The sequence below is a fragment of the Pseudomonas sp. 18.1.10 genome (assembly GCF_024655625.1).
Taxonomy (GTDB): Bacteria; Pseudomonadota; Gammaproteobacteria; order Pseudomonadales; family Pseudomonadaceae; genus Aquipseudomonas.
In genome coordinates this window covers 1-25222 of record NZ_JANLGL010000028.1, presented here as the reverse complement: position 1 = coordinate 25222, position 25222 = coordinate 1, and the positions used below count along the sequence as shown (strand labels likewise).

Here is a 25222-nt window from a genome sequence, read left to right as displayed (position 1 = left end):
TGTAAAGATGAGAGCTACCTCACTCGCCCTCCCGGACGTTCTTCTATTTGAGCCAAAAGTGTTTGGGGACGAGCGTGGTTTTTTCTACGAAAGCTTCAATCAGAAAGTTTTTGAAGAGGCTGTCGGAAAACCAGTTCATTTTGTCCAGGACAATCACTCACGCTCCGCCCAAGGCGTGCTTCGTGGGCTGCACTATCAAGTCAAGCAGGCCCAGGGAAAGCTCGTACGCGTTACCCACGGTGAAGTATTTGACGTCGCGGTAGATTTACGCAGAAGTTCGGCGAATTTCGGCAAGTGGGTGGGCGTCCATCTCAGCGCGAGCAACAGAGCCCAGCTCTGGGTGCCAGAAGGCTTCGCGCATGGTTTCGTCGTGCTCTCGGAGAGTGCTGAATTTCTTTATAAAACCACGGATTATTGGGCGCCTGAGCACGAGCGAAGTGTTGCCTGGGACGACCCCGATCTGGCGATTGACTGGCCGATCAGCGAGGCGCCGACACTGTCCGCTAAAGATGCCAACGCCCCTCGCTTGCTGAATGCCGAGGTGTTTGCCTAGTGGACCCTCACCGCGCACCGCCTGCGGGGCCTATCAGCCTGGTTAACAGCCTCTGGAAAAACCGTTCGTTGATTTCGCAGATGACGACGCGTGAAGTCATTGGGCGTTATCGTGGCTCGGTTATGGGCCTGGCATGGTCCTTCTTCAATCCGATCCTTATGCTTGCCGTGTACACCTTTGTGTTCTCCGAGATTTTCAAGGCTCGTTGGGCGGGTGTGGAAACAGGCAAGGGAGGGTTCGCGGTTTTGCTGTTTGTCGGCATGATCGTCCATGGGCTGTTTGCCGAGTGTGCCAACCGCGCGCCTTCGTTGGTGATGAGCCACAGTAACTATGTGAAAAAAGTGGTGTTCCCGCTGGAGATCCTGCCGGTCATTACGCTGGGCTCGGCACTGTTTCATAGCTGCATCAGCTTGGTCGTTTTATTGGCCGCCCAGCTGTTGATTATGGGGCAGCTCTATTGGACGGCACTTCTATTTCCGTTGATTCTGGTGCCTTTGATCCTGGCAACGCTTGGGGTCAGCTGGTTATTGGCGTCGCTGGGGGTTTACCTGAGAGACGTCGGTCATGTCATCACGGTACTGACGACCGTACTTCTTTTTCTCTCCCCTGTGCTGTACCCGATCGCAGCACTGCCGGAAGTTTACAGGCCTTGGCTACAGCTCAATCCGCTGACCTACATCATTGAGGAGAGCCGAAGCGTCCTGCTTTTCGGGCACTTGCCAGATTGGTCAAGTCTGGGTGTCGCTATCATCATTGGCGCAGTGGTTGCCGCCATTGGCTTTTGGTTTTTCCAAAAAACACGCAAAGGGTTCGCTGATGTCATCTGATGAGTCGGTAATCAGCGTTCGGAACGTCTCCAAATGTTTTTACACCTACGACAAGCCGCGCGATCGGTTGAAGCAGGCGATCGTGCCGCAATTGCAGCGTTGGGTCGGTGATCCGGTCGACACTTACGGCAAGCAGTTCTGGGCGTTGCGGGACATTAGCTTCGAGGTCAAGAAAGGCGAAACAGTCGGCATCGTAGGCCGAAATGGCTCGGGTAAGTCGACCCTGTTGCAGATTATCTGCGGCACCCTTGCGCCGACGATTGGCGAGATTGAAACCCGCGGACGCATCGCTGCACTGCTCGAATTGGGTTCAGGCTTCAACCCTGAGTTTACGGGGCGTGAGAATGTGTATCTCAACGGAGCAGTCCTGGGCTTGACCCGTGAAGAAGTGGATCATCGCTTTGATGCCATTGCCAGTTTTGCAGACATTGGCGATTTCCTCGATCAGCCGGTCAAGGCCTATTCCAGCGGCATGGCGGTCAGGCTGGCTTTTGCCGTCCAGGCCCAGGTGGACCCAGAGATCCTGGTGGTAGACGAAGCGCTTTCGGTCGGTGATGCGCGGTTTCAAGCTAAATGTTTCGAGCGTCTACGTCAGCTTAAAGAGAATGGAACAAGCATCCTGCTGGTCACTCATTCCAGTGAGCAGGTGGTCACGCATTGCTCGCGCGCAATTCTGTTGGAGCAAAGTCGCGTGGAAATGATCGGCGAGTCACGCCCGGTTATTAATCGCTACACCGATATTCTCTTCGGGCGTAATGCTGACGATGACCAGGCATGCGCACCTTTGGAGGTGCCTGAAGAAGCGGTAGTGCCCGTTACGCCAGAGGCACAATTGTCTCTAGAGCACGACGTTTACGCATCCCGCATCGGGTACAACCCTCATGAGTATCGCTGGGGCGATGGTGCGGCCACGCTGCTGGATTTCCACTTGAGCGCGAACGGTCGTGAGTTTCCGGCCAGCGCTGAATCAGGTGATGAGATTGTGCTGAGTTTTGCACTTAGATTTAACCGTTCAGTGATTAATCCAATTCTTGGTTTCACGATTAAAACCAAGGAGGGTGTCACGGTCTACGGCACCAATTCCTATCTATTGGCGTGTGCCGAGAGCAGAACGATGGGAGAGTCTGGAAGCGTTGCGACGGCGAATGTCAAATTTGTGAATAGACTCGCGACGGGTGATTACTTTATATCCTTGGGCATTGCCTCCAGAGAAGGTGAAGACATCATCCCCCATGATAGGCGTTATGACTCCATTCACTTTATTGTTGAACCCACCCCTAAACTGTTGGGGCTCATTGACCTCGGCGCTGCCATGACAATCGATCCGGTAGATCCAAATGTTTAAACTCGATGTACATGGCTATACCAAGGATTGCGCCACGAACGTGTGGGTGCGCGCTGATTTTCAGGGTATCGCCTACAGTGATGGTGATAATGCCGAAACCGAGCTCGCAAGCATCGTCCACAACGCCCAAGACGTTTCCGTGTTGTCGGATGAACTTCCGCAGTACTGTACCGATTGGGCAAAGCTTTATCATTTGAGCGCAACGCGGGCCAATATCCTGCGTCCGTTCGAACATTTATTGAAGTCGCGTGTGCTCGAGATCGGTGCCGGTTGTGGTGCCATCAGTCGCTACCTTGGTGAATGTGGTGCGGACGTGTTGTGCCTGGAAGGCAGTCCGCGTCGCGCGGCGATTGCTGCCAGTCGCACACGGGATCTGAGTAACGTCACGGTATTGGCCGAGCGGTTCGACGACTTTAAAATCGAAGAGCAATTTGACGTTGTCACGCTTATCGGTGTTCTCGAATACGCCAGTATGTTCAGCAATGCCGATGATCCTGCCTTGGCAATGCTTATGCGGGTCCGCAAACTATTGAAGCCCGATGGGCATCTGTTTATCGCTATCGAAAACCAGTTGGGGCTCAAGTATTTTGCAGGGGCTCCCGAAGATCATGTCGGTATCACCATGTACGGTATTGAGGGTCGATACGAGCACGGCCAACCCAAGACCTACGGCAAGAAAGAACTCAAAGATCTCATTGCGCGCGCTGGTTTTACCTCTTCCAGCTTCATGGCCCCCAGCCCCGATTACAAACTGCCCAATTCGATCATCACGGAGGAGGGGTTTGCGTGTGACGAGTTCGACGCAGCGGCCTTGGCGTGGCAGAACGTCAAGAAGGATCCGCAGCTTCCAGAGCAGACCACGTTCAACCTGGAAAAAGCCTGGTCGGTCGTCATAGACAACCGCCTGGGGATGGATCTGGCGAACTCCTTCCTGATTGTGGCGTCTTGCGAGAAAAACGAATCGCTGGACGGTGACGTACTTGCCTACCACTACAGTACTGGCAGGAAGATCCGTTATTGCAAGGAATCAGTGTTCGTCAAAACGCCACAAGGGATTCAGGTTCGCTACAAAAAACTGGGAAGTGTTGTGAGTGATGAGGCGCAGGCGAGCCTTGAGGATGGTTTTAAATATGTGCTGCCAAGCGTGGATGCCTACGCCAAAGGCAGCGTGCTCAGCCTGGAGTTTCTCGATGTTGCAGCACGTCGTGACTGGAGCGTAGAGGGCTTTACGCCATTCTTGCAGAAGTACCTCGCCTGCCTGAAAGCACTTCTGGAAGCGGAGGGGGTCAACGTTGACCTGCTCTCGACCAAGTCGTTGCTTCCGGGGCGTTATATTGACGCCGTCCCTCAAAACATTGTTGTCGGAGCGGGCGACATCCCGCAGTTCATCGATGTTGAGTGGGAGAGTGCTGAGGGGGTTGAACTCGGCTACTTGATGATGCGCGCGCTGCTACTGCTGATGGCGGCGGCGAGCCCCTTCTATCCAAGCACTTCGTCGGTCAGTCGGCAAGAATTCGTGACCCAGCTGTTGGCAAGCGCTGGCATGGATATCAGTCCTGAAGACCTCACGCGCTACATCGCTACCGAGGCGGCTTTTCAAGAGCGGGTAACTGGCGCTGACGCGAATCGTTTCCTCAACTGGTCGCCCGAAGCAATGATTCACAAGCTCGGCGCGACGCACACTCCGTCCAAGCACGCCAAGCTCTATATAAGTGATGAGGCGGGAAATCTTTCAGAGGAGTCCGCATTGCTCCGAGTGGTCGATGATGGGCCTCAACTGATCAGGTTCACCCTTCCTCGCGCGCTGTCCAAGGGGGTGTCGCTGCGGTTTGACCCGATTAATCGACGTCAAAGCTTTTCGATTCACGCGATCAAGGTGTACTCTAGCGCCGAAAAGATTTTGGAGTGGCAAGATGACATCAGTCAGCCGCTTGTCATTGCATCCGCGATGCGGATTTCCGAAGTCGGGCGCGACACGCTTTATCTAGCGCTGAGTGACGATCCGAGCGTGATGATTCCTCTGAAAGCAGAAACGCTTAGTGGTACTGATCAAGTAGAGCTAGAAGTAAGCTTCACTTTATTCACGGAAGAGCAACTGGCTCAAGAGATCGATGTGCTGAATCAATCTGGCCTCACACGCAATAATGACGAATTGCAAAATAAGCTCGACCAATTTCTGGATTCAAGTAGCAAACTGGACTTGATCGCTGACTCAAACAGTAAACTCGACCTTATCCTGGGTTCGAATGACAAGCTCGACCTATTGGTTGATTCAAATCGCGAGATCTCCGGCGTTTTGGAGCTATTGAAAGCATCGATTACGTCCAGTCATGCTGAAGTAATCGCGCAAGTTGTTCGTGACAAAGATAAGGAAGTTCAAGCGGTCGTCGAACAACTGCGACTGTTGGCTGAGGCACATGAGGCATCCCTCCAGCGCTTGGCCGAACAGAGAAAACTTGAGCTGGACGAAAAAGACTCGCAAATTGAAGAGTTCATAGCCTCGACGGCACTTGAGCACGCGCATTCTGAGGCTGAGCGTCGTCAGATCCTTGCGACGCTGCACCAACAGGCGTCACTCAAGGATGAAGTGCTGCAGAACACGCTGGCCAAATGGCAAGAGTCTTTGCTGGAGAAGGATGTTCACATCTCCAACCTTGAAGACCGATTGCGTGTACAGCAGGTTCAGAAAGATACGCATATCCATAACTTGAACCTGCACATCATAGAGATGCAGTCATCGTCGAGTTGGAAGATCACAGCGCCCCTGCGCAAGCTCGTCAAGCGCGTTAGGCAGGTTAAACGGCTATGGGGCCTGTTGCCTGCTGTTATCCGCCGGGGCGGCGGATTGCGCAGTACCGTCCGCAAGGCTATCGCAGTGTGGCGCCAACAAGGCGTTGCGGGTCTGAAGGCGAGAGTCGTGTGGGTCTCTGGTGCAAGTAACTTTGCTTTTATAGGCACGGAAACGCGCGAGGTGCCTGATCGTCATGACTACTCTCGGTGGGTGCAGTATTACGACACTCTTGACGATAACGGTCGTTGGAAGATCAGCGAAGAAGTTCGTAAGTGGAAAATAAAACCACTCATTTCGATCATTATGCCCGTCTACAATCCGCCTCTAGACTTGTTGCGTGAAGCGGTTGAGAGCGTTCAAGCACAGCTCTACAAAAACTGGGAATTGTGCATCGCAGACGATGCCTCCAGTGACCCCGAGGTTATCGCTTATCTCAAGTTGCTCAAGCAACAGGATCAGCGCATTAAAGTTGTATTTCGCCAAGAAAACGGTCATATCTCCAATGCCAGTAATTCGGCGCTGGCATTGGCATCGGGGCAGTATGTCGCGCTGATGGACAATGACGACTTGCTTGCGGAACACGCCTTGTACTGGGTGACTCGTGCCATTCATGATTGCCCGGATGTTGGCGTTATCTATTCTGATGAGGACAAGATCGACACTGCCGGTAAACGCAGCTCGCCTTACTTCAAGTCGGACTGGAATGAGTTTTTGTTCCGCTCACAGAATATGGTTTGCCACTTGGGCGTTTACCGTTCGGATCTGGTGAAGGCAGTCGGTGGATTCCGCACAGGTTTTGAAGGCTCGCAAGACTACGACCTGGCCTTGCGGTGCATAGAGAAGCTTGATCGCAGCCACATCGTACATATCCCGCGTATTCTCTATCACTGGCGGATTCATGCTGGCAGTACCGCCATGGCTGGCGATGAGAAACCTTATGCCGCGCTGGCTGGCGTCAAAGCCTTGGATGAGCATCTCCAGCGCAAAGGTAATATCGGTACCACAGAGCTTTTGCCGATGGGTATGTATCGTGTTCACTACACGCGTCCCGTTACGCCGCCTTTGGTCACACTGATTATTCCCACCCGTAACGCTTACGCACTGGTCAAGCAATGCATTGACAGTATTCAGGCGCTGACCACCTATAGTCACTATGAAATTATCTTGATCGATAACGGCTCGGACGATGCGGTATCTCTTGATTATTTTGCAGCGCTTGCTCAGCAAGAAAACATTCGTGTATTGCGTGATGACGGGCCGTTCAATTATTCCTCGCTGAATAATGGCGCCGTCAGAATGGCGCGCGGCGAGCTGATTGGCCTTGTTAACAACGACATTGAAGTCATTACGCCGGAGTGGCTGGATGAGATGGTGTCGATCGCACTGCAGCCAAACGTTGGTGCAGTGGGGGCACGGCTTTGGTATCCCGATGATCGCCTGCAGCATGGTGGTGTCGTGGTTGGCGTGGGTGGGGTTGCAGGTCACTCGCATAAATACTTGCCAAAAGGCGACTACGGTTACTTCTGCAGGGCCGCGTTGACGCAAGAGCTTTCGGCGGTGACCGCTGCTTGCCTGATTATCAAGAAAAGCATTTTTGAGCAGGTCGGTGGTTTGGATGAAGAAAACCTCAAGATTGCCTTCAATGATGTCGACTTCTGCCTGAGGGTTCAGGAGGCGGGATACATCAACGTGTGGACGCCTTTTGCCGAGCTCTATCACCACGAGTCCGCTACACGCGGCCTGGAAGATACGCCGGAGAAGAAGGAGCGGTTTTCCAACGAGGTCGTTTATATTCAAAGCCGTTGGCCGAATATTCAGGAAGACTACGCTTACAATCCGAATCTGACTCTGGATCATGAGGACTTTGGGTTGGCGTGGCCACCCAGGGTTAAACTTTAATCCGCTTAGAGGTGGGCCGGATATATAGGCGGCGGTACGAGCGGTAGTGAGCGTGATGCAATACTGCCCATTCTTCGTTTTGATCGAATCAGTCCCTCCTACTGGCACTCGTCTGCCGGTAGGTGAGGGGCTGACGCCACCACTTGGTGACGGTGCCGCTTCCGGCCAATCCTCGGGTCATTTTTATGAAGAAATATGTCGTCTGTGGTAACGTTTCTCGCGAATAAAGGGCGCTGCCATCGAGTAGGCCCCGGTGTTCGCTTCCCGTTATTTTCATGAATTTATTTTGTAGTGGGTTACCTTATGTTCAGGGAAGAGTTCTTGTGACTATCCATCTCACACCTCCCAGCTTTCCGCTAGTTATCGATCTCGACGGCACACTGCTGCGCTCCGACATGCTGCTGGAAACAGGTATGGCTTTTGTCCGGCATAAGCCATTTAGCCTGTTCAAGGTATTTGGCTGGTTGGCAAAGGGAAAGGCTGCATTAAAAGAGGGGCTTGCGCTTGCCAACCCTATTGATGTTAGCGTCCTGCCTTTCGATCCGGTGGTTATCGAACTGATTGAAAGCGAGCGGCGCAAGGGGCGGACCATCGTGCTGGCGACAGCCAGTCATCACACCCTTGCCGAAGACATTGCAAAACATCTGCAGTTATTTGACGAAGTGTTGGCTTCGGATGCCAGTCGCAATCTGTCCGCCCAGCGCAAGCGAGACCTTCTGGTCCAGCGCTACGGAGAGGGCGGCTTCGACTACGTGGGTAACTCCCACGACGACATCCTCGTCTGGGCATCGGCCCGTGAAGCCTACGTCGTCAACCCGGAATCCGGCGTTGAACGCCGTGCCCGGTTGCACGGCAATGTTCAGCAAGTCATTCACTCCAACACCTCCGGGCTGAAAGACTGGCTGAAAGCGTTCAGGTTGCATCAGTGGATGAAAAATGCACTGATTTTTGTACCCCTGATGGCGGCTCATCAACTGACCAACCCCTTGTTGTTATGGCAGGGGGCTTTGGCTTTTTTGTTTTTTGGGCTTTGCGCGTCCAGCGTTTACCTGCTCAATGACTTGCTGGACCTCGCGGATGACCGACACCATCACTCCAAAAGGAATCGTCCTTTTGCCTCGGGGCGATTGTCGATCAAGCACGGATTGCTGGTTTTTCCGATACTGTTGGTCGGCGCGTTTGCCGGAGCATCATGGCTTCTGCCGTGGGAATTTTCGGCAGCGCTGATTGTGTATTACATATTGACGCTCGCGTATTCACTGTCCTTGAAACGGCAGATGGCTATCGATGTGATCGCTCTGGCGGCACTTTATACCTTGCGCATCATTGCCGGCGCGGCAGCTTTCGGATTGGAACTGACCTTCTGGATTCTGGCGTTCTCAATGTTCATTTTCCTTAGCCTCGCACTGGTTAAGCGTTACGCCGAACTGCGTGAAGCAAAGCGAAAGGGCGATACCGGGAAAACTCGCGGACGAGGCTATTACCCCGCAGACCTGGAAATGATCTCCTCGCTGGGCGCATCTTCCGGTTATCTGGCGGTCATGGTATTGGCGCTGTACATCCACGATCAGGCAACGTCCGGTCTGTATGCCCATCCGCAGGTCATCTGGTTGGCTTGCCCATTGCTGTTGTTCTGGATCACCCGCGTATGGATGCTCACGCATCGCGGGCAAATGCATGACGACCCTGTGGTGTTCGCCATTCGCGATCGTATCAGCCTGGTCGTTGGCGTACTGTTTGGGTTGGTGTTCTGGGTGGCAGCATGAGTAGCCCGCTGCATTCATGGGGGCGTTATCCCCATACACCACAGGCTGCACATGCGTGCAGTTGGGTCAGTGATGTCGCAGCTTTACGTGATGGTGTGCTCGCCGCGCATGGGACGACCCTGGCTTATGGCAACGGGCGTAGCTACGGCGACAGCTGCATGGCCGCCAGCGATCATGTGTTGCATATGCGCACCCTTGATCGCTTCATCCACGTGGATTGGCAGCAAGGTGTGGTGCGAGCCGAGGCGGGTGTAACGCTCGCCGAGATACTGGCCATCTCCATACCGCAGGGCTGGTTCTTGTCCGTCACCCCAGGCACTCAGTTCGCAACGCTTGGCGGCGCTATCGCGAATGACGTCCACGGCAAGAACCACCACCTGCGCGGCACCTTTGGCAACCATGTGCGATGTTTTGGTTTGTTGCGCCACAACGAAGAACCTCTGAGCTGCTCCCCTAACGAAAATACAGAGCTGTACGCCGCTACAATCGGGGGGCTCGGCCTGACTGGGATTATTACCTGGGCCGAAATCCAGTTGATCCCGATCCGCGCGAGCCAGATAGACAGCAAAGTGGTGCGATTCGACAACCTGGCCGAGTTTTTCAGCCTGTCCGCTGAGCTGGATCACCAGCATGAATACAGTGTTGCCTGGATCGACTGCCTGGCGAAGGGCGCTCAGACGGGGCGTGGTGTATTCATCGTGGGTGACCACGCTCGTTATGGGTCGCTGGAGGTGGACGAGCGGGCGAAGTTGAGTGTTCCGCTGACACCGCCGATTTCTCTGATAAACAATCTTTCGTTGCGCGCGTTCAATGATCTGTACTGGCGGGTGCATCCTGCGCAGAGCACACGCAAGCGCAGCAGCTACGAACCGTTTTTTTACCCTTTGGATCGCATCCTGCACTGGAACCGTATTTACGGGCGTCGAGGTTTCCAGCAGTACCAATGCGTGATTCCCGACGCCGTGGCTGATGTGGTCATGCGCGCCTTGTTGAGCGCTATTGCCGAGTCAGGCCAGGGCTCGTTTCTCGCCGTGCTGAAACGCTGTGGCGACATTGCTTCTCCGGGGCTGCTTTCTTTTCCCTTGCCGGGCACCTCCCTGGCGCTGGACTTTCCGCAGAAGGCGGATCTGGCGCGGCTGTTTGCGCGGTTGGATGCCATTGTTCGCGAAGGAGGCGGGCGCTTGTACCCGGCCAAGGATGCTCACATGAGCGGCGCTGATTTTCGCCAGGCCTATGCAGGCTGGGAGCGGCTGGAAGCCTTGCGCGACCCCTCTCTGAATTCCCACTTCTGGAAACGAGTTACTCAATGAAACGAATTCTAATTATTGGTGCCACATCGGGCATTGCCACGGCTTGCGCTCGCCTCTGGGCAGAACAAGGCAGTGAGTTTTTTCTCGTGGCCCGCAGTGCCGAAAAGCTGGCACAGGTGTCGGCAGACCTAACCGCGCGCGGTGCAAAAACGGTCACGGTCCACTGCATGGACGCCACCGATTTTGCCGCCCATGGCCCGATGCTTGAAAGCTGCACGGGCACAATGCAACAGATTGATATTGCGCTCATTGCCCACGGCACGTTGCCAGATCAAAAAGCCTGTGAGCAGGATGTCTCCGTTGCCTTGGCAGAACTCAGTAACAACGGTACCTCGGTAATTGGATTGCTTTCGCTGCTTGCCAATCAATTTGAGACCCAGCGTTGTGGCACGCTGGCAGTGATCTCATCGGTGGCAGGCGACCGCGGCAGGCCTTCAAACTATCTTTATGGTACGGCGAAAGCGGCGGTGTCGACCTTTTGTGAAGGCCTGCGCGCGCGGATGTTCAAGGTGGGCGTTCATGTGATGACCATCAAGCCAGGATTTGTTGATACGCCGATGACTCGGGGCTTGGCATTGCCAGCAGCGTTGCTGGCGACGCCGGAGCAGGTCGCGGCGCTCATTATCAAGGGCGTTGAAAAGCAAAAAGATACACTGTATGTGCCGGGGTTCTGGCGTTTGATAATGTTGATTATAAAAAGTGTACCCAGTGTGATCTTTAAAAGGCTCAGCCTTTAATTTTTTATCTTGGGGTATGGGTTTTGTTGGGGGAAATATTTTGACATCTAATGCTGTTCGGCGCTTCACAATACTCGCACTGATTTTGTGTGGCCTCATCGTCATGACGTCACTCATCGGCGGTGTAATCTGGTTTTCCCCAGTGCCCTATTGGGATATGTGGGATGGCTTTTTGGATTTCTATTCAAAAGTGCAAGCGGGTGATTATGCAGCCTGGTGGGCGCCGCATAACGAGCATCGAATTGTATTGTCCAGGCTTTTCTTCTGGAGTGATATTCGCTGGTTTGGTGGGTTGAGTTATTCGCTTATCGTCATCAACTACCTGCTTGCAGCTGCGGGTTGTGTCGTATTTGCCCAGTTTCTAAATGAGGCTTTTAAACAACTGCCGAACAAAGACACTCGCCCTTTTTTCATGTGCGTGCTAGTGAGTTGGTTGTTTTGCTGGAGTCAGTACGAAAATTTCACGGTTGGGTTCCAAAGCCAATTTTTCATGGCGCAGTTGTTTCCGCTGTGTGCATTTTATTTTATTTATAAAATGTCCAGTGTTCCGCAAAAGGCGACGCAATACTTTACATTTGCCACGCTGTTCGGTGTGCTCGCTGTCGGTACCATGGCGAACGGTGTGATCGCCATGCCTCTGTTGTTGCTGTATGGGCTGTTTTGTCGGATCGGTTGGCGTAAGAACGTGGTATTAGGAGTTCTTGCGGTCGTTTGTGCAAGTTTTTACTTTTATAAGGCCCCGGTAAAAGAAGGCTCTTTGCTGCATACCGTATTGAGCGACCCATTGGGGATTGCACATTACATATTTGCCTACGTGGGTAGCCCGTTTTATTACATTGCGCCTTTTTCAAAAATTTCGCTTAAGGTGGCTGTTGCCGCTGTGGCTGGATTTTTCTTTATTGTTGCCGTCGCTGTTTACGCCTATTTGAATATCCGGTCTGTGCGGAAAAACTACCTCCATCTCAGTCTGCTGTTATTTATTCTTTATATCGGTGGGACGGCGCTGGGCACTGCGGGTGGGCGCCTTGAACTTGGCGTCGAGCAAGCAACGAGTAGTCGATACACGACACCGGCGCTTATGGTGTGGGCGGCTTTGTTTGTAATGATGATGCCGATCCTGTCTCGCTGGGCCGAAAAAAGTCGAGCCATACTCGCCGTTTTCTTGATGCTCTCAGTTGCTCTATTGATTGGCCAGACGCGCGCGCTTGGATCGAAAAACGATCTGCATTTTGAACGGCTCGTCGCAGCATTGGCACTTGAACTCAAGGTCAGCGACAAAACTCAGGTCAATTATGTGTACCCGAGCGTTGAACATGCCCTTCAGGTTGCTCGAATCGCATCTGCAAATAATATTTCTATTTTTGATGCTAAACCTATTCTGGGCGCTCAGGAAAAAATCGGCAGCTTATCTAATCGTACTGATGGGAAGCAGTGCCTGGGTGCTATCGAGCAAATCCTTCCTGTTGTTGGTGAGGACCGTTGGGCTGCGGTAAGTGGATGGATTTATGATGAAGCGTCTGAAACAGTTCCTAGTTCAGTCGTTATCCTTGACCAAAAAAATATTGTCGTGGGGTACGCGATAACGGGCGGTGATCGCGAAGATATAGCCAAACTTCAGGGTGCCAGTGCTGCTCGCTCCAAGTTAAAGGGCTATGTTCTCAAAGGTGGTCTGGGCGGTCCATTGAAGGTCATTTCCAGCGGCTCATGTTATTTGAATGTGTTGTCCACCCCGATTCTTTACAGTTTCAGTTTGGTCAATGCCAACGTGAATGCCACTGCTGTGACGACTTCGACTGTTGTTGAGGGCGCGCAATGGAGCGGTAGTGACTCTTGGCATTCTAAGATTGATGGGCTGACGGTCATGGGAAGTTTTCGACAAACAGACGCAGATACTGGCTCGATGGTATTGCGTATGAACAGAGGCGATAAGTTGTTGTATAGATCAGGCCCCACTGGCGGCCGCCAGTTGCTGGAGTTGAACGGAGATCCTAAAACAATCTCTGTGCTTCCTATTGCGACCGAATGGGCGGCGTTGGATTTCTCCGATAAGCGACTCCCTGAAAGTTTCACTATTAAGCTTTCAGACAACGGGGACGCTTGGGGTGAGTGGTCTGCGATAGCGCTCAAGACTGAGCACAATTAATTTTCCGCCCACGGGTGAGGCCGATTTGATGCAACAAGCAATGCTGAACAAAAAAATCATTCTTCCAGGCGGTGCCGGACTCGTGGGCCAAAATCTGGTAGCCCGCTTTAAGGCAAAGGGCTACACCGATATCGTGGTGCTGGATAAGCATCGCGCGAATCTACAGGTGCTTAAGCAGGTTCAGCCCGACATCACTGTCGAGTATGCCGACCTTGCCGAGCCGGGAGAATGGCAGCGTCACTTCGTAGGTGCCGATGTTGTGGTAATGCTGCAGGCGCAGATTGGCGGCCTCGATTACCAGGATTTTGTCCGTAACAACGTTGACGCTACCGCGCTGATCCTTGACGCCATCAAGTTAAATGATGTGCCTTGCCTGGTGCATATCAGCTCGTCCGTTGTGGAGTCGATGGCGGATGACTTCTACACGAGGACGAAAAAAGACCAGGAAAAAATGGTGCTTGAGAGTGGTGTCCCTTGCCCTATCCTGCGACCTACCCTGATGTTTGGCTGGTTCGACCGCAAGCATTTGGGCTGGCTGTCGCGGTTCATGAAGAAAGTCCCGGTTTTCCCTATTCCAGGTCATGGCCGCTATATGCGCCAGCCCCTGTACGTCGGTGATTTCAGTAACGTCATTATCAGTTGCATAGAAAATAATATTAAAGACGGCATCTACAATATTTCCGGGCACGAGAAAATCGATTACATCGATATGATTCGTGTGATCAAGACGGCCATAAGAGCCAAGACCCCGATCGTCCGAATCCCGTATGCGCTGTTCTACGGCTTGATCTGGACCTGGGCCTTGTTCGATAAAAACCCACCCTTCACGACCCAGCAGCTAGCGGCGCTGAGTACCAAGGATGAGTTCGAAGTTATCGATTGGCCTGGTATTTTCGGGGTTCCTTACACGCCCTTTGCCGAGGCGGTAGATGAGACATTTAACGATCCTACTTACGGCAAAGTGGTTCTGGAGTTTTGAGCATGGGGCAGCGAATTGCAGTGTTGGGTGCAGGTCCCATGGGACTTGCCGTGGCGTATCAGTTGGCGCGTGACGGTCACACGCCGGTTATTTTCGAGGCCGATGATCGTGTTGGTGGAATGACGGCAGCGTTCGACTTTTCCGGTCTGACCATCGAACGTTATTACCATTTTCACTGCATTTCGGACCACGCGTTCCTCACGATGCTGGATGAGTTGAACCTGGCGGACCAGATGCGCTGGGTCGAAACCAAGATGGGTTACTGGTACCAGAACCGTCTTCAACCGTGGGGTAACCCCATTGCGCTGCTCAAGTTCAAGGGTTTGAGCCTGGTTGCGAAGGTTCGCTACGGCCTGCACGCGTTTCTTTGCACCAAGCGCAATGACTGGAAGCCTTTGGACGATGTTGAGGCAACCGGTTGGATCCGTCGCTGGGTCGGTGACGAGGCCTGGGAAGTGCTATGGCGCCGTTTGTTTGATTACAAGTTCTATGGCTACGCCAGCAATCTTTCTGCTGCCTGGATCTGGAGCCGTATTCGCCGTATAGGCCGTTCCCGATATAGCTTATTCCGCGAAAAATTGGGTTATCTGGAAGGCGGCTCAGAAACGCTGTTGCAGGCGATCAAGCGGGATATTGAAGCCCATGGTGGCGAAATTCGCTTGAAGTCACCTGTGACAAAGGTGCGGATCGAAGGTGGGAAGGTTCAAGGCGTCGAGGTAAATGGCGAAGTTGAACAGTTCGACAAAGTGATCAGCACCATTCCATTGCCGTACGTCCCTAAGGTCATGCCGGATTTGCCCGAAGACATTCTTCAGCGCTTCAAGGCATTGCAGAACGTCGCGGTGGTTTGCGTGATTGCAAAGTTACGCAAACCCTTGACTGAAAACTTTTGGCTGAATACCAATGATCCAGATATGGATATTCCTGGTTTGGTCGAGTACAGCAATCTGAGACCTCTGGATCAGCACATCGTTTATGTGCCGTTCTATGTCCCGGGTGAACACCCTAAATTTGCCGAGCCGGACGAAGTGTTTCTCGACAAGGTTCGACGCTATTTTAAAAAGATCAATCCATCGCTGACAGACGATGACTTTATCGACCTGCGTGCCAGCCGTTATCGGTATGCTCAACCGATTTGTGATCCGAGTTATCTGGATAGGCTGCCTCCCGTGTCGTTGCCAGTGGATGGGCTGTGGGTGGCGGACACCTCTTACTACTATCCTGAGGATCGCGGCATTTCGGAAAGCATTGACTTCGGTCGGAAGATGGCACGGGATGCTGTGAAGTGATTCAGCAGTTCATGTCCCGGCAGTTCTTGACGTTTCTGTTTACCGGCGGAACGGCTGCGGCCGTTAACTTCGGCTCACGAATTATCTATAGCCAATGGTTTGGATTTTCGACAGCGGTCATCCTCGCCTATATCACCGGCATGATCACAGCGTTTGTGCTCGCGAAACTATTTGTTTTCAAAGACAGTGAACAATCGGTCCAGCGATCTGCAGTGATTTTTGTCCTGGTCAATATCGTTGCGGCACTGCAAACGTGGTTGATCAGCATGGGGTTGGCGTTTTATGTCCTGCCTGCTCTGGGCGTGCAGACGTTTGTTGATGAAATCGCTCACGCAGTCGGCGTCGCTGTGCCAGTGTTTACCAGTTACCTGGGGCACAAGCGCTGGTCATTTCGTTGAGGCTCTAACGTGTTGCCAACTATCGTCACTGCTGTCGTTGCTCACAACGTGGCAGTTGGCGATACGTGCAAGATTTCGTTGTTCAAATGACGTGATATTTATGCGGTCGTTTTTTTGTGCAGAAGGGCAGCACGGATGACGGGGTGCAATTAAAGATTTGGAGAAATAAGAGCATGAGCAGTACCGGGCCAGTCCCCCTGATGTCATCACGAAAAGTATGGCTAGCATCATGCACCTTTTTGTTTATTACAGTGCTTATAGCCTTCGTTTCATTCGCTCCGCGGATGCCTGAAAATGGTCTCGATCCGTCTTGGGCTTGGGCGATCAGCCATGCAGTTGATACTGGGGTCAGTCTAGGCAAGGATATTATTTTTACCTACGGTCCGCTGGCTAATGTATACACTTGGATGTACTCATCTGTGTACGGAGGTCTTTATTTTATATTGTCCTTGTATCTCGCTGTTGCAATGTCCTTTGGCCTGTGGTCGCTCTTTGTAGATAAGCGTCGGGCGATACCTGTTATAGTTTTGGCGATAATTTTCGCATGGTTTGGTGATCGTAAAGACGCCTTTTACATGGTGCTGCCAGTGGTAGCTTTGTTTAATTTGATTGGGTCGAATTTGGAGGGGGAGAAGTTTAAGGGGCGCCGTCTATACGCCTTTATTGCTCTGTTGCCCGCCTTTGGGATTTTACCTCTCATCAAACTTAGTTTTTCGGTTATTTGCGGCTTTAGTGCTTTGATCGGGATTTTACTTCTGGTACGCCAGCGTGAATACAAGGTAATACCAGCGGTCATACTGATGCCCATTGTCACCCTTGTTGGACTGTGGGTATTGGTCGGGCAAGAGCTTACCGAACTCCCCCTGTACATTGTGAATGCGCTTCCAATCATTTCCGGCTATACCGAAGCCATGGCTATCTACGGCAGCCTGTTGTTGCCTGCTGTCGCTTTAGTGGGCTCGGTGGCGGTTTTATATGGTGTGTTCAGCACCACGCGACTGCCCAAATTGCTCGCAGTTGCTGCGGCGATATTAGGGGCCGCTTATTTATTTTTGCTGTTCAAGGCAGGCTTCGTTAGACAGGACACGCACCCTGCAATGACCGGTATTGGAATCATGATTCTTGCCCTTTTGGCTTGGCCCATGACCCATTCGTTACGCACCCTTGGTACAGCGACTATCGCGATTGTCGCGGGTTCGGCAGTGGCTTTTGTGAGTCTGTCCAGCCATCCTGTTGGAGTCACCAGTTACTTTTTTTGGCGCGCAGAAGCGAGCCTGAATGGCATTCTGATTCGAGTATTGGACCCGGATGTTTTCGCAGCAGACTTTAAGGCTGCCAAACAAGCAATCGCAGCGAGCGATCCTATTCCTAAATTGGCCGGTTCGACCGACATCTATTCCTATGGTCAGGCTGCGTTGCTCGCGTCTGATAATGAGTGGTTGCCACGACCGATTTTTCAAAGTTACTCGGCGTACACGCCTGTGTTGCTTGAAAAAAATGCCGACTTTCTACAAAGCAATCGGGCACCCAAAAATATCGTTTTCAATATAGAGACCATCGACGGGCGCATGCCATCTCAGGAAGATGGTGCAAGCTGGCCTGCATTGTTCCAGCAGTACGAACCCCAAGCGGTTGCTGGCCAGAGAATTGTTCTTTCACGTAATAGCAATCCTGCTCCAACGCTGGTGGACCTTGGACAGATTGACACTCGAATGGGGCAGCCGGTCAATATTCCTGAATTTGACGGCCAAGTTTATATGACGGCTAAAGTACGTCCCAGTGTGCTGGGTAAACTGAAGTCTCTGCTATTCAAACCTAGCTATCTTTTGAGCCGAGTAACGCTGAAAAGCGGGCAAGCCTTCGAGTATCGGGTTATCTCAGGAATGATGCAGACGCCGTTTCTCGTGTCACCATTGGTCGAGAGTTCGAAAGAGTTTTTGTCGATGTATGTGAGTGCTGACTTTATTGATGTAAAGAAGGTGGACAGCATCACGATATATAGCAAGCAAGTTAACGATCGTGGTTGGCTGGATGCGGTAACTATCAATTTTTATGGCATGAAAAACCCGCAGAGTGAACGCGCCGGTCAGTTGTTGAATATCGTTAAACTTAACGCGTCTGCTCAACCGGCGCAGGCGGAGTGCGTAGGCTCGCTGGACGCTATTAACGGCGGTCCAGTGCTTAATGGTGTTGTCAAGGTGAAGAATTTCATTTCCATTCGAGGCTGGAACGCTGAGAAAGTGGACTCCAACATGGACCAAATTCAGCGTGTTGTCTTTATTGAGGGGGATAAGGGCTTGCTCATGGCAAATGTTAACAGTGAGGCACGTGCAGACGTAGCCGTTCACTTTAACGCGCCGCAAATGCTCAGGTCGGGTTATACCAGCTATATTGATGTCACGGACCTGCAAGGTCGTTATCAGTTGACCACAGGGATGCTGCGCAATGGACACGTAATCCGTTGCCCCCAGCCTCCGGTTGAAATCTTCGTTAGATAAAAGATTTCACAGCTTGGGGCGATTGAGGACAGGCTGAAAGTGTGGAGCGGGATTGGGGAGGCTGTTTCAATCCCCAGCCTCTTCACTGCCTATCCGGGGTAGGGCGTGAGCGCTACCCCTGGACAAACAGCTAATCGTTAGAAGCACGCGACAACTTGCTTGTCGACGGCTGTTGTAGAGCGGGTGCCGGTGGTTTCTATGAAGAGATCAACCGGCTTTTTGCTTTTGGTGAACGTGATCTGCACACGCGCTTCGCCGGCATCGTAGTACCTGCTCACGCTCTTGAACTCAGGGTTTCCCTCGCGCTGCCACTTGATCTTGACGTATTCCCCCTGCGGTAGCGTGAGGCTAACCGCGTACCCAACGTTGCGCTTGTCCGCGCAAATGCCCTCGGCTATTTTTGTCGAACCATGGCTGATGTCAGCAGGCTCGATGGCGATGCCTGGTTGTTGCCCGGTATTGGTTAGCGACACTGAGTAGCCGTTGCTGTTGTCAATGATCGGGGCGGTCGGGATTTTCAATTCTTTCTCGAACCTTGAAAACTTCGCATAGCCACGATAGTTGGTATCGACCTGCCGTATCGTCTGCAGGGAGGAAATCAGTACACATGCCAAGGCGCTCAGTGTAATAGCGTTAAGTGCTGACAGACTCCGCATGTTGTTAAAAGTGGCGATGATGATAAGGGTGTAAGGCACTACAAAGTATCGGCCACCATTAAATACCGGGCTCAATGCCTGCGGCATGCCCTTTAATGAGTAAAGTGCCGCAAAAAAAGCTGCAAGACCGCAGGCAACCAGCGGCCATGAGCCTTTGGATGGGCGCACCATGGTTATCAGGAATCCAACCCAAAAGATTGCCGATGCTGTACGCGTAAAGAGGGTGTTTGATCCAAACGTCAGGAAGGTCTCCAGGCACGAAACCCAGTGATCTATATTGGTATCAAGCTCTTGCACATTCCTCGGGTTATTCAACAGAACCGCGGTTTGTATAACGGCACCTATTGCGAGGGTGCCCAAGAGCGCATAACGCTTATGGCGCACGCATTGAATGGCGGCAATGGGTAACACCAGTATGGAGAAGGGCCCAGTCAGTGAAAGAAGGGCTACTACGGGGATAGAACGATTGCCAAACGCCCAAGGCATTGATGCGATGATGGCCAGCACACAACCAAGCCACCACTGTGCGTTGGTGAGGCTTAGGAACGTTTCTCCAGAATGGGGCTGTAGCAGCGCCGCGAGGGGGATGACAAAGCTGATCAGCGCGAAGTGCGGTCGGTCGAGTGTAATTTTTCTTACTGACCAATACAGTAAAAGCGTAGAGATTAGCCATCCGGTGAAGAACACCACGGGGATCAGCGCTACGCTGACGACGGTTGCGGGAATGGCGAAAAGTCGGGGGAAAAGGTGCAAGTAGCCGGAATAGGGAATAAACAGGGAGGAGAGCCCATGACGAAGAGCTTGTGGGTAGAACTCTGCCCCATCTTCTGCCCAGAGAGAGTTGCTGACGACGTCAAATGTTCCATAACGCAACGCCATTAATGCCAGTACCGCTACAGCGAACAAGAGGAACTGCGTGCTGGTGCGGTACTTCTTGAAAGTTGCCATATCCGTTATCCATTTAATTGCGGGCCGAGCTATCGGCATTTCAGTCCTGTATTTTTGTGGGCCAAATGCGTGTCGGCCCAGTACTTAACTCTGTCGAGCGTGGGCAGCCATATACCTTATAAAAGACGATGGCTGCGGCCCGTCATTCACACTTGAGGCCGTGAGGTTTGGCTATGTTCAAAGGGCGCGGAACCATACCTCCTGCCATACACGGAATCAAGGGTGATTGGGGGTAAGACGGGAACACCGTCGCTTGATCTGAAACCCTCTGGGTTCGAAGTTTTAAGGGGCGGTGAGAACTCACGTCCCTGGGCGCCTATCTGCAACTTGCTTAGAGGGGCTTGGCCAACCTTCCCACCCGCAACACCAACCACAACGCTCCAGCAATCAATACTCCGCCATACACATGCGCCATCGACAACGGCTCATTCAGCAGTAAAGCCCCCCACAACACCCCAAACGGCGGGATCAAAAACGTAGTGGTCATCGACCGCACCGGGCCGATGGAAGACAGCAGGCGGAAATACAACACGTAGGCCAGCGCCGTACACACCAGGCCCAATCCCAGCAACGAGCCCCACACCGGCCAGCCGCCCCAACTCGCGGGCGGATGGCTGATGGCGCTGTAGGCAAACAGCGGCAACAGAAACAACGTCGCGCCGAGCATGCTGCCCAGGGCCGACAGACGACTGTCCAAGCCACCGCGCTGATCCAGCCAGCGCCGCGCCAGGAACCCGGCAAAGCCATAACAGGTGGTGGCGACCAGGCAGGCCAGCGCGCCCATCAGCAGCTCCAGGTCAAACGCCACCGGCCCCGCACGGGTCAGCACGCCCACGCCCAGCAGGCCCAGGCTGACCCCGGCGAGTTTCGACGGGGTCAGGCGCTCACTGAAAAACAGCCCGCCAATCAACACGCCCATCAACGGCGTGGTGGCGTTGAAGATCGCCGAGTAACCCGCCGGCAGCACCTGGGCGGCCACCGAGTACATCGTCGCCGGGATGCCCGAGTTGATGACCCCCAGCAGCAGGACGGTCTTGAACTTGCCCTGGAAATCCCACTTCACGCGCATCACCGCCAGGATCACCAGCAAGCCGGCAGCGGCAATCGACACGCGGAAAAACGCGGTCGGCACCGCCCCCAGCTCCGGCGCGATGATGCGCATGAACAGGAAGCTGGCGCCCCAAATGGCGGCGAGCCCCAGCAGGTACAAGGTGTCGACAGGTCTCACGGAGTTCTCCTACATCAATCAGGCGGCGAGTGTTGCACGCCACCTCGACTGATTACAGGACAAACCGCGTCACCATCCCATTGAGGTCCACCGCCAGGCGCGACAGTTCCTGGCTGGCCGCCGAGGTCTGGGTGGCGCCGGCGGCGGTCTGGGTGGACAGGTCGCGAATGTTCACCAGGCTGCGGTCCACCTCGCGCGCCACCAGGGCCTGTTGCTCGGCGGCGCTGGCGATCACCAGGTTGCGCTGGCTGATCTGCGAGATGGCCGCGGTGATTTTCTCCAGGGCGCTGCCGGCGCTGTTGGCCCGTTGCAGGGTTTGCCCGGCGTGTTCGGCGCTGCTGTTCAGCGCGCCGACCGTGTCCTGGGTGCCTTGCTGGATGCCGGTGATCATCTGCTCGATTTCTTCGGTGGAGTCCTGGGTGCGCTGGGCCAGCGAGCGCACCTCGTCGGCGACCACGGCAAAGCCACGGCCGGCTTCGCCCGCGCGGGCGGCTTCGATGGCCGCGTTCAGCGCCAGCAGGTTGGTTTGCCCGGCAATGCCGCGGATCACTTCCAGCACCTTGCTGATGTCTTGCGCCTGCACCGCCAGGCCTTCGGCTTTATTGGAGGCGCCGAGCACTTCGTCCACCAGGTTCTGGATCGAGCTGATGGTTTCGCTGATCTGGTAGTGGCCGTGCTTGCTGTCTTCGTCAGACGCCTTGGACGCCTCGGCGCTGGACACCGCATTGCCCGCCACCTCATCCACCGCCGCGCTCATCTGGGTCACGGCGGTCGCGGCCTGTTCGATTTCATCGTTCTGCGCTTGCAGGCCACGGGTGCTCTGTTCCATCACCGAGCTCATTTCTTCGGCGGCCGAGGCCAGTTGTTGCGCCGACTCGCTGATGCCGCGAATGGTGGTTTGCAACTGCGCCTGCATGGTGGCCAGGGCCGTCAACAAGTGCGCCGGCTCATCCTGGCCGCGCACGACGATGGGCTGGCTCAAGTCGCCGGCAGCGATGGTGCGTGCCACGCTCAGCGCCTGGCCGAGGGGCGTGGTGATGCTGCGGGTCAACAGCCACGCCAGGACCAGGGTGGCCAGCAGCGCGAACGCGATGATTAGGCCGACCACCCATTGTGCGTTCACATACATCTGCGCCGCCGAGGCCACCGCGGCTTCGACGCCGTTCTGGTTAAAGACGATCAGCTCTTCCAGGCTTTTGCTGAGGATCACACCCTGGGGCGCCAGGCGCGTGTTGAGCAGGTCGATGGCGTCTTGTTGCTGATCCTTGTCCACCAGCGCGACGATCTGCCCGACCAGGTTGAGATAGGCGTCCACGTTGACCTTGAGTTGCTTGAGTTTTTCGCCTTCTTCGGCGTCGCTGAGCAGGCTTTCGTGATGCTGCAGCAGGGTTTGCAGTTCGCTGCGGTAGCGGCCGAGCAGGCTTTTGCTGGTGTCACGAATCCGCGATTCGTCGGTGGTCGCCAGGCGCAAAGCCTCCAGGCGGATGCTGGCCACGTAGGCGGCGCTGTCGTGGATATTCTCGATGCTCGGCATCCACGATTGCTCGATCACCAGCGCACTTTCGCGCAGCTTGGCCATCTGCCCCAGGCCAAACAGGCCAACGATCACCAGCAAGCTGGCCAAAACCCCAAAACTCAGACCAGCACGCAAGCCGATCCTCATATTCCTCAATGACATCTCAATGCTCCTTGGGCGATTAGAACCTGTTCCCGGGCCGGCCTTTTAGCCTTGTTAGAGGGGGAAAGGGCGCGCTGTATAGCAAAGTGCCACTAATGAGGTAATCAGGGTTTCCCTTACGGTGTATCAAGATGGTTACAGAGCGATGCCGGCCATTGCGCTGCCGGGTTTTCGCCCGCACAGCGCCAGGCAGCGCCGTTGTAGGCGTCTGGCGAAAACATCCTGCGACTTTTTGGTGCGTTTATTGACCGATTGGTCGAATTAAAAAATTGAAAATAAATGTACGAGATGAACGAAGTTGTACAACGCGCCCGGAAAAATCGTCCTTCTCCTGCCTTCCTACACTGGCTAAGCTCAGGGCTTCCAGATACCCGTAGAGGTTTCCCGCATGTCGCCATCCACCCCCGCCCTCGCCATCGCCCGGATGATCCTTGATGGCTTCGACGATTACCGTGAGCACTTTCGCCAGATCACCGATGGCGCCCGCGAGCGCTTCGAAAAGGCCCAGTGGCAGCAGGGGCAGGCGGCGTCGGCGGCGCGGATCAACCTGTATGAAGAGAAGGTCGGCGAAGTGACCACGCGCCTGCACGCCGGTTTCGACGCCACGGTGCTGCTGGACATCGACCTGTGGCCCCTGGTGAAAAGCGCCTACATCGGCCTGATCGACCTGCGCTTTGACGATGAACTCTCCGAGACCTGGTACAACTCGATCTTCTGCGGCCTGTTCAGCCATGACCTTATCAGCGACGGCTGCATGTTCATCCACACCACCCGGCCCAGCCTGCGCCGGGCCCGCGCGGCGCAAACGCGCACCTATGCACCGGCGGGCAATATCGGCGCGATGCTGGCGCAGATCTTCGCCGACTATCGCTTCGGCGAGCCTTACGCCGACTTGCCCGCCGACCTGCGCCGCCTTGAAGCCCAACTGCGCGAGAACCTGCCGGACTGGGTGTGCAAAGACCCCGACCTCAAGGTCGAGCTGTTTTCCTCGGTGCTCTACCGCAATAAAGGCGCCTACCTCGTAGGACGCATCTACACCCGCGACGAGCAATGGCCGCTGGTGATCCCGCTGCTGCACCGCGAAGGGCAGGGCATCCAGATCGATGCGCTGATTACCGACGAAGCCGATGTGTCGATCATCTTTTCGTTTACCCGCTCCTACTTCATGGTCGATGTGCCGGTGCCGGCGGAGTTCATCGGCTTTCTGCGGCGCATCCTGCCGGGCAAGCACATTGCCGAGCTGTACACCTCCATCGGCTTCTACAAGCACGGCAAGTCGGAGTTCTACCGCGCGCTGATTAACCACCTTGCCAGCACCGATGACCAGTTCATCATGGCCCCCGGCGTGCGCGGCATGGTCATGAGCGTGTTCACGCTGCCGGGCTTCAACACCGTGTTCAAGATCATCAAGGACCGCTTTTCGCCGTCGAAAAACGTCAACCGCGCCACCGTGATCGAGAAATATCGCCTGGTCAAAAGCGTCGACCGCGTAGGACGCATGGCCGACACCCAGGAATTCGCCGACTTCCGTTTCCCCCTCAGCAAATTCGAACCCGAGTGCCTGGCCGAACTGCTGGAGGTCGCCGCTGGCACCGTCGAAGTCGAAGGCGATACGGTGCTGATCCGCCACTGCTGGACCGAGCGGCGCATGACCCCGCTCAACCTCTACCTGGAAAACGCCAACCCCGCCCAGGTACGCGAAGCCCTTGAAGACTACGGCCTGGCCATCAAGCAACTGGCGGCGGCGAATATCTTCCCCGGCGACATGCTGCTGAAAAACTTCGGTGTTACCCGCCACGGCCGCGTGGTGTTCTACGACTACGACGAAATCTGCTTTCTCACCGAAGCCAACTTCCGCCATATCCCCGCACCGCGCACCCCCGAGGACGAAATGGCCTCCGAGCCCTGGTACTCCATCGGCCCGCTGGATGTGTTCCCCGAAGAGTTCCCGCCGTTCCTGTTCGCCGATGCCGGCCAGCGCAAGCTGTTCGATGAACTGCACGGCGAGCTGTATAACGCCGACTACTGGAAAGGCCTGCAGGACGCGATTCGTGCGGGCAAGGTCATCGATGTGTTCCCGTACCGGCGCAGAGAACCGGTGTGACGCGGCCCCCTGTGGGAGCGGGCTTGCCCGCGAATGCGGTGTATCAGCGATGCATGCGCTGACTGACACACCG

General features: G+C 54.4%; 16 protein-coding genes. 13 read left to right on the top strand and 3 right to left on the bottom strand.

Annotation, left to right across the window (positions count from 1 at the left end):
- Positions 1-7 precede the first annotated feature (7 nt).
- The 12 genes from rfbC to NUV89_RS07535 all read left to right on the top strand — a co-directional run bounded on the left by rfbC (position 8) and on the right by NUV89_RS07535 (position 18535).
- Positions 8-553: a dTDP-4-dehydrorhamnose 3,5-epimerase gene (gene rfbC, locus NUV89_RS07590; protein WP_257780824.1), complete on the top strand. Its 546-nt coding sequence runs from the start codon at positions 8-10 to the stop codon at positions 551-553.
- Complete coding sequence (locus NUV89_RS07585; RefSeq protein WP_257780823.1) at positions 553-1380, top strand: ABC transporter permease; 828 nt, start codon at positions 553-555, stop codon at positions 1378-1380. The genes rfbC and NUV89_RS07585 overlap by 1 nt, the downstream gene beginning before the upstream one ends.
- Positions 1370-2725 carry an ABC transporter ATP-binding protein gene (locus tag NUV89_RS07580; protein WP_257780822.1) on the top strand — a complete coding sequence of 452 codons (1356 nt, stop codon included), beginning with the start codon at positions 1370-1372 and terminating at the stop codon, positions 2723-2725. The genes NUV89_RS07585 and NUV89_RS07580 overlap by 11 nt, the downstream gene beginning before the upstream one ends.
- A complete protein-coding gene (locus tag NUV89_RS07575; protein ID WP_257780821.1) occupies positions 2718-7415 on the top strand; it encodes a glycosyltransferase in 4698 nt (1565 codons plus the stop codon). The genes NUV89_RS07580 and NUV89_RS07575 overlap by 8 nt, the downstream gene beginning before the upstream one ends.
- Before the next feature lie 275 nt (positions 7416-7690).
- Entirely contained in the window at positions 7691-9181 is a 1491-nt protein-coding gene (locus NUV89_RS07570) for a UbiA family prenyltransferase (protein WP_374684461.1), read from the top strand.
- The gene (locus tag NUV89_RS07565; protein WP_257780820.1) at positions 9178-10491 is read left to right on the top strand and encodes an FAD-binding oxidoreductase; all 1314 of its coding nucleotides are present in this window, start codon (positions 9178-9180) and stop codon (positions 10489-10491) included. Before NUV89_RS07570 ends, NUV89_RS07565 begins: the two co-directional genes overlap by 4 nt.
- Positions 10488-11228 carry an SDR family oxidoreductase gene (locus tag NUV89_RS07560; protein ID WP_257780819.1) on the top strand — a complete coding sequence of 247 codons (741 nt, stop codon included), beginning with the start codon at positions 10488-10490 and terminating at the stop codon, positions 11226-11228. The genes NUV89_RS07565 and NUV89_RS07560 overlap by 4 nt, the downstream gene beginning before the upstream one ends.
- A gap of 103 nt (positions 11229-11331) precedes the next feature.
- The gene (locus tag NUV89_RS07555) at positions 11332-13371 is read left to right on the top strand and encodes a hypothetical protein (protein ID WP_257780818.1); all 2040 of its coding nucleotides are present in this window, start codon (positions 11332-11334) and stop codon (positions 13369-13371) included.
- A 28-nt stretch (positions 13372-13399) separates the two neighbouring features.
- Entirely contained in the window at positions 13400-14350 is a 951-nt protein-coding gene (locus NUV89_RS07550; RefSeq protein ID WP_257780817.1) for an NAD(P)-dependent oxidoreductase, read from the top strand.
- Between the two features lie 2 nt (positions 14351-14352).
- Positions 14353-15639: an NAD(P)/FAD-dependent oxidoreductase gene (locus NUV89_RS07545; protein WP_257780816.1), complete on the top strand. Its 1287-nt coding sequence runs from the start codon at positions 14353-14355 to the stop codon at positions 15637-15639.
- A complete protein-coding gene (locus NUV89_RS07540) occupies positions 15636-16037 on the top strand; it encodes a GtrA family protein (RefSeq protein WP_068937140.1) in 402 nt (133 codons plus the stop codon). Before NUV89_RS07545 ends, NUV89_RS07540 begins: the two co-directional genes overlap by 4 nt.
- Before the next feature lie 173 nt (positions 16038-16210).
- Positions 16211-18535, top strand: a complete 2325-nt coding sequence (locus NUV89_RS07535; RefSeq protein ID WP_257780815.1) for a hypothetical protein — start codon at positions 16211-16213, stop codon at positions 18533-18535.
- 137 nt (positions 18536-18672) lie between these two features.
- On the opposite strand, the gene NUV89_RS07530 is transcribed toward NUV89_RS07535, so the two are convergent.
- The 3 genes from NUV89_RS07530 to NUV89_RS07520 form a co-directional block, all read right to left on the bottom strand.
- A complete protein-coding gene (locus NUV89_RS07530) occupies positions 18673-20139 on the bottom strand; it encodes a hypothetical protein (protein WP_257780814.1) in 1467 nt (488 codons plus the stop codon).
- A gap of 331 nt (positions 20140-20470) precedes the next feature.
- Positions 20471-21367 carry a DMT family transporter gene (locus NUV89_RS07525; RefSeq protein WP_257780813.1) on the bottom strand — a complete coding sequence of 299 codons (897 nt, stop codon included), beginning with the start codon at positions 21365-21367 and terminating at the stop codon, positions 20471-20473.
- A gap of 52 nt (positions 21368-21419) precedes the next feature.
- Positions 21420-23030 carry a methyl-accepting chemotaxis protein gene (locus NUV89_RS07520; protein WP_374684462.1) on the bottom strand — a complete coding sequence of 537 codons (1611 nt, stop codon included), beginning with the start codon at positions 23028-23030 and terminating at the stop codon, positions 21420-21422.
- A 403-nt stretch (positions 23031-23433) separates the two neighbouring features.
- Here NUV89_RS07520 and aceK point away from each other — a divergent pair, with 403 nt between their 5' ends.
- On the top strand, positions 23434-25149 hold the full coding sequence (aceK, locus tag NUV89_RS07515) for a bifunctional isocitrate dehydrogenase kinase/phosphatase (RefSeq protein ID WP_257780811.1): 1716 nt from the start codon (positions 23434-23436) through the stop codon (positions 25147-25149).
- The last annotated feature ends 73 nt before the right edge of the window (positions 25150-25222 follow it).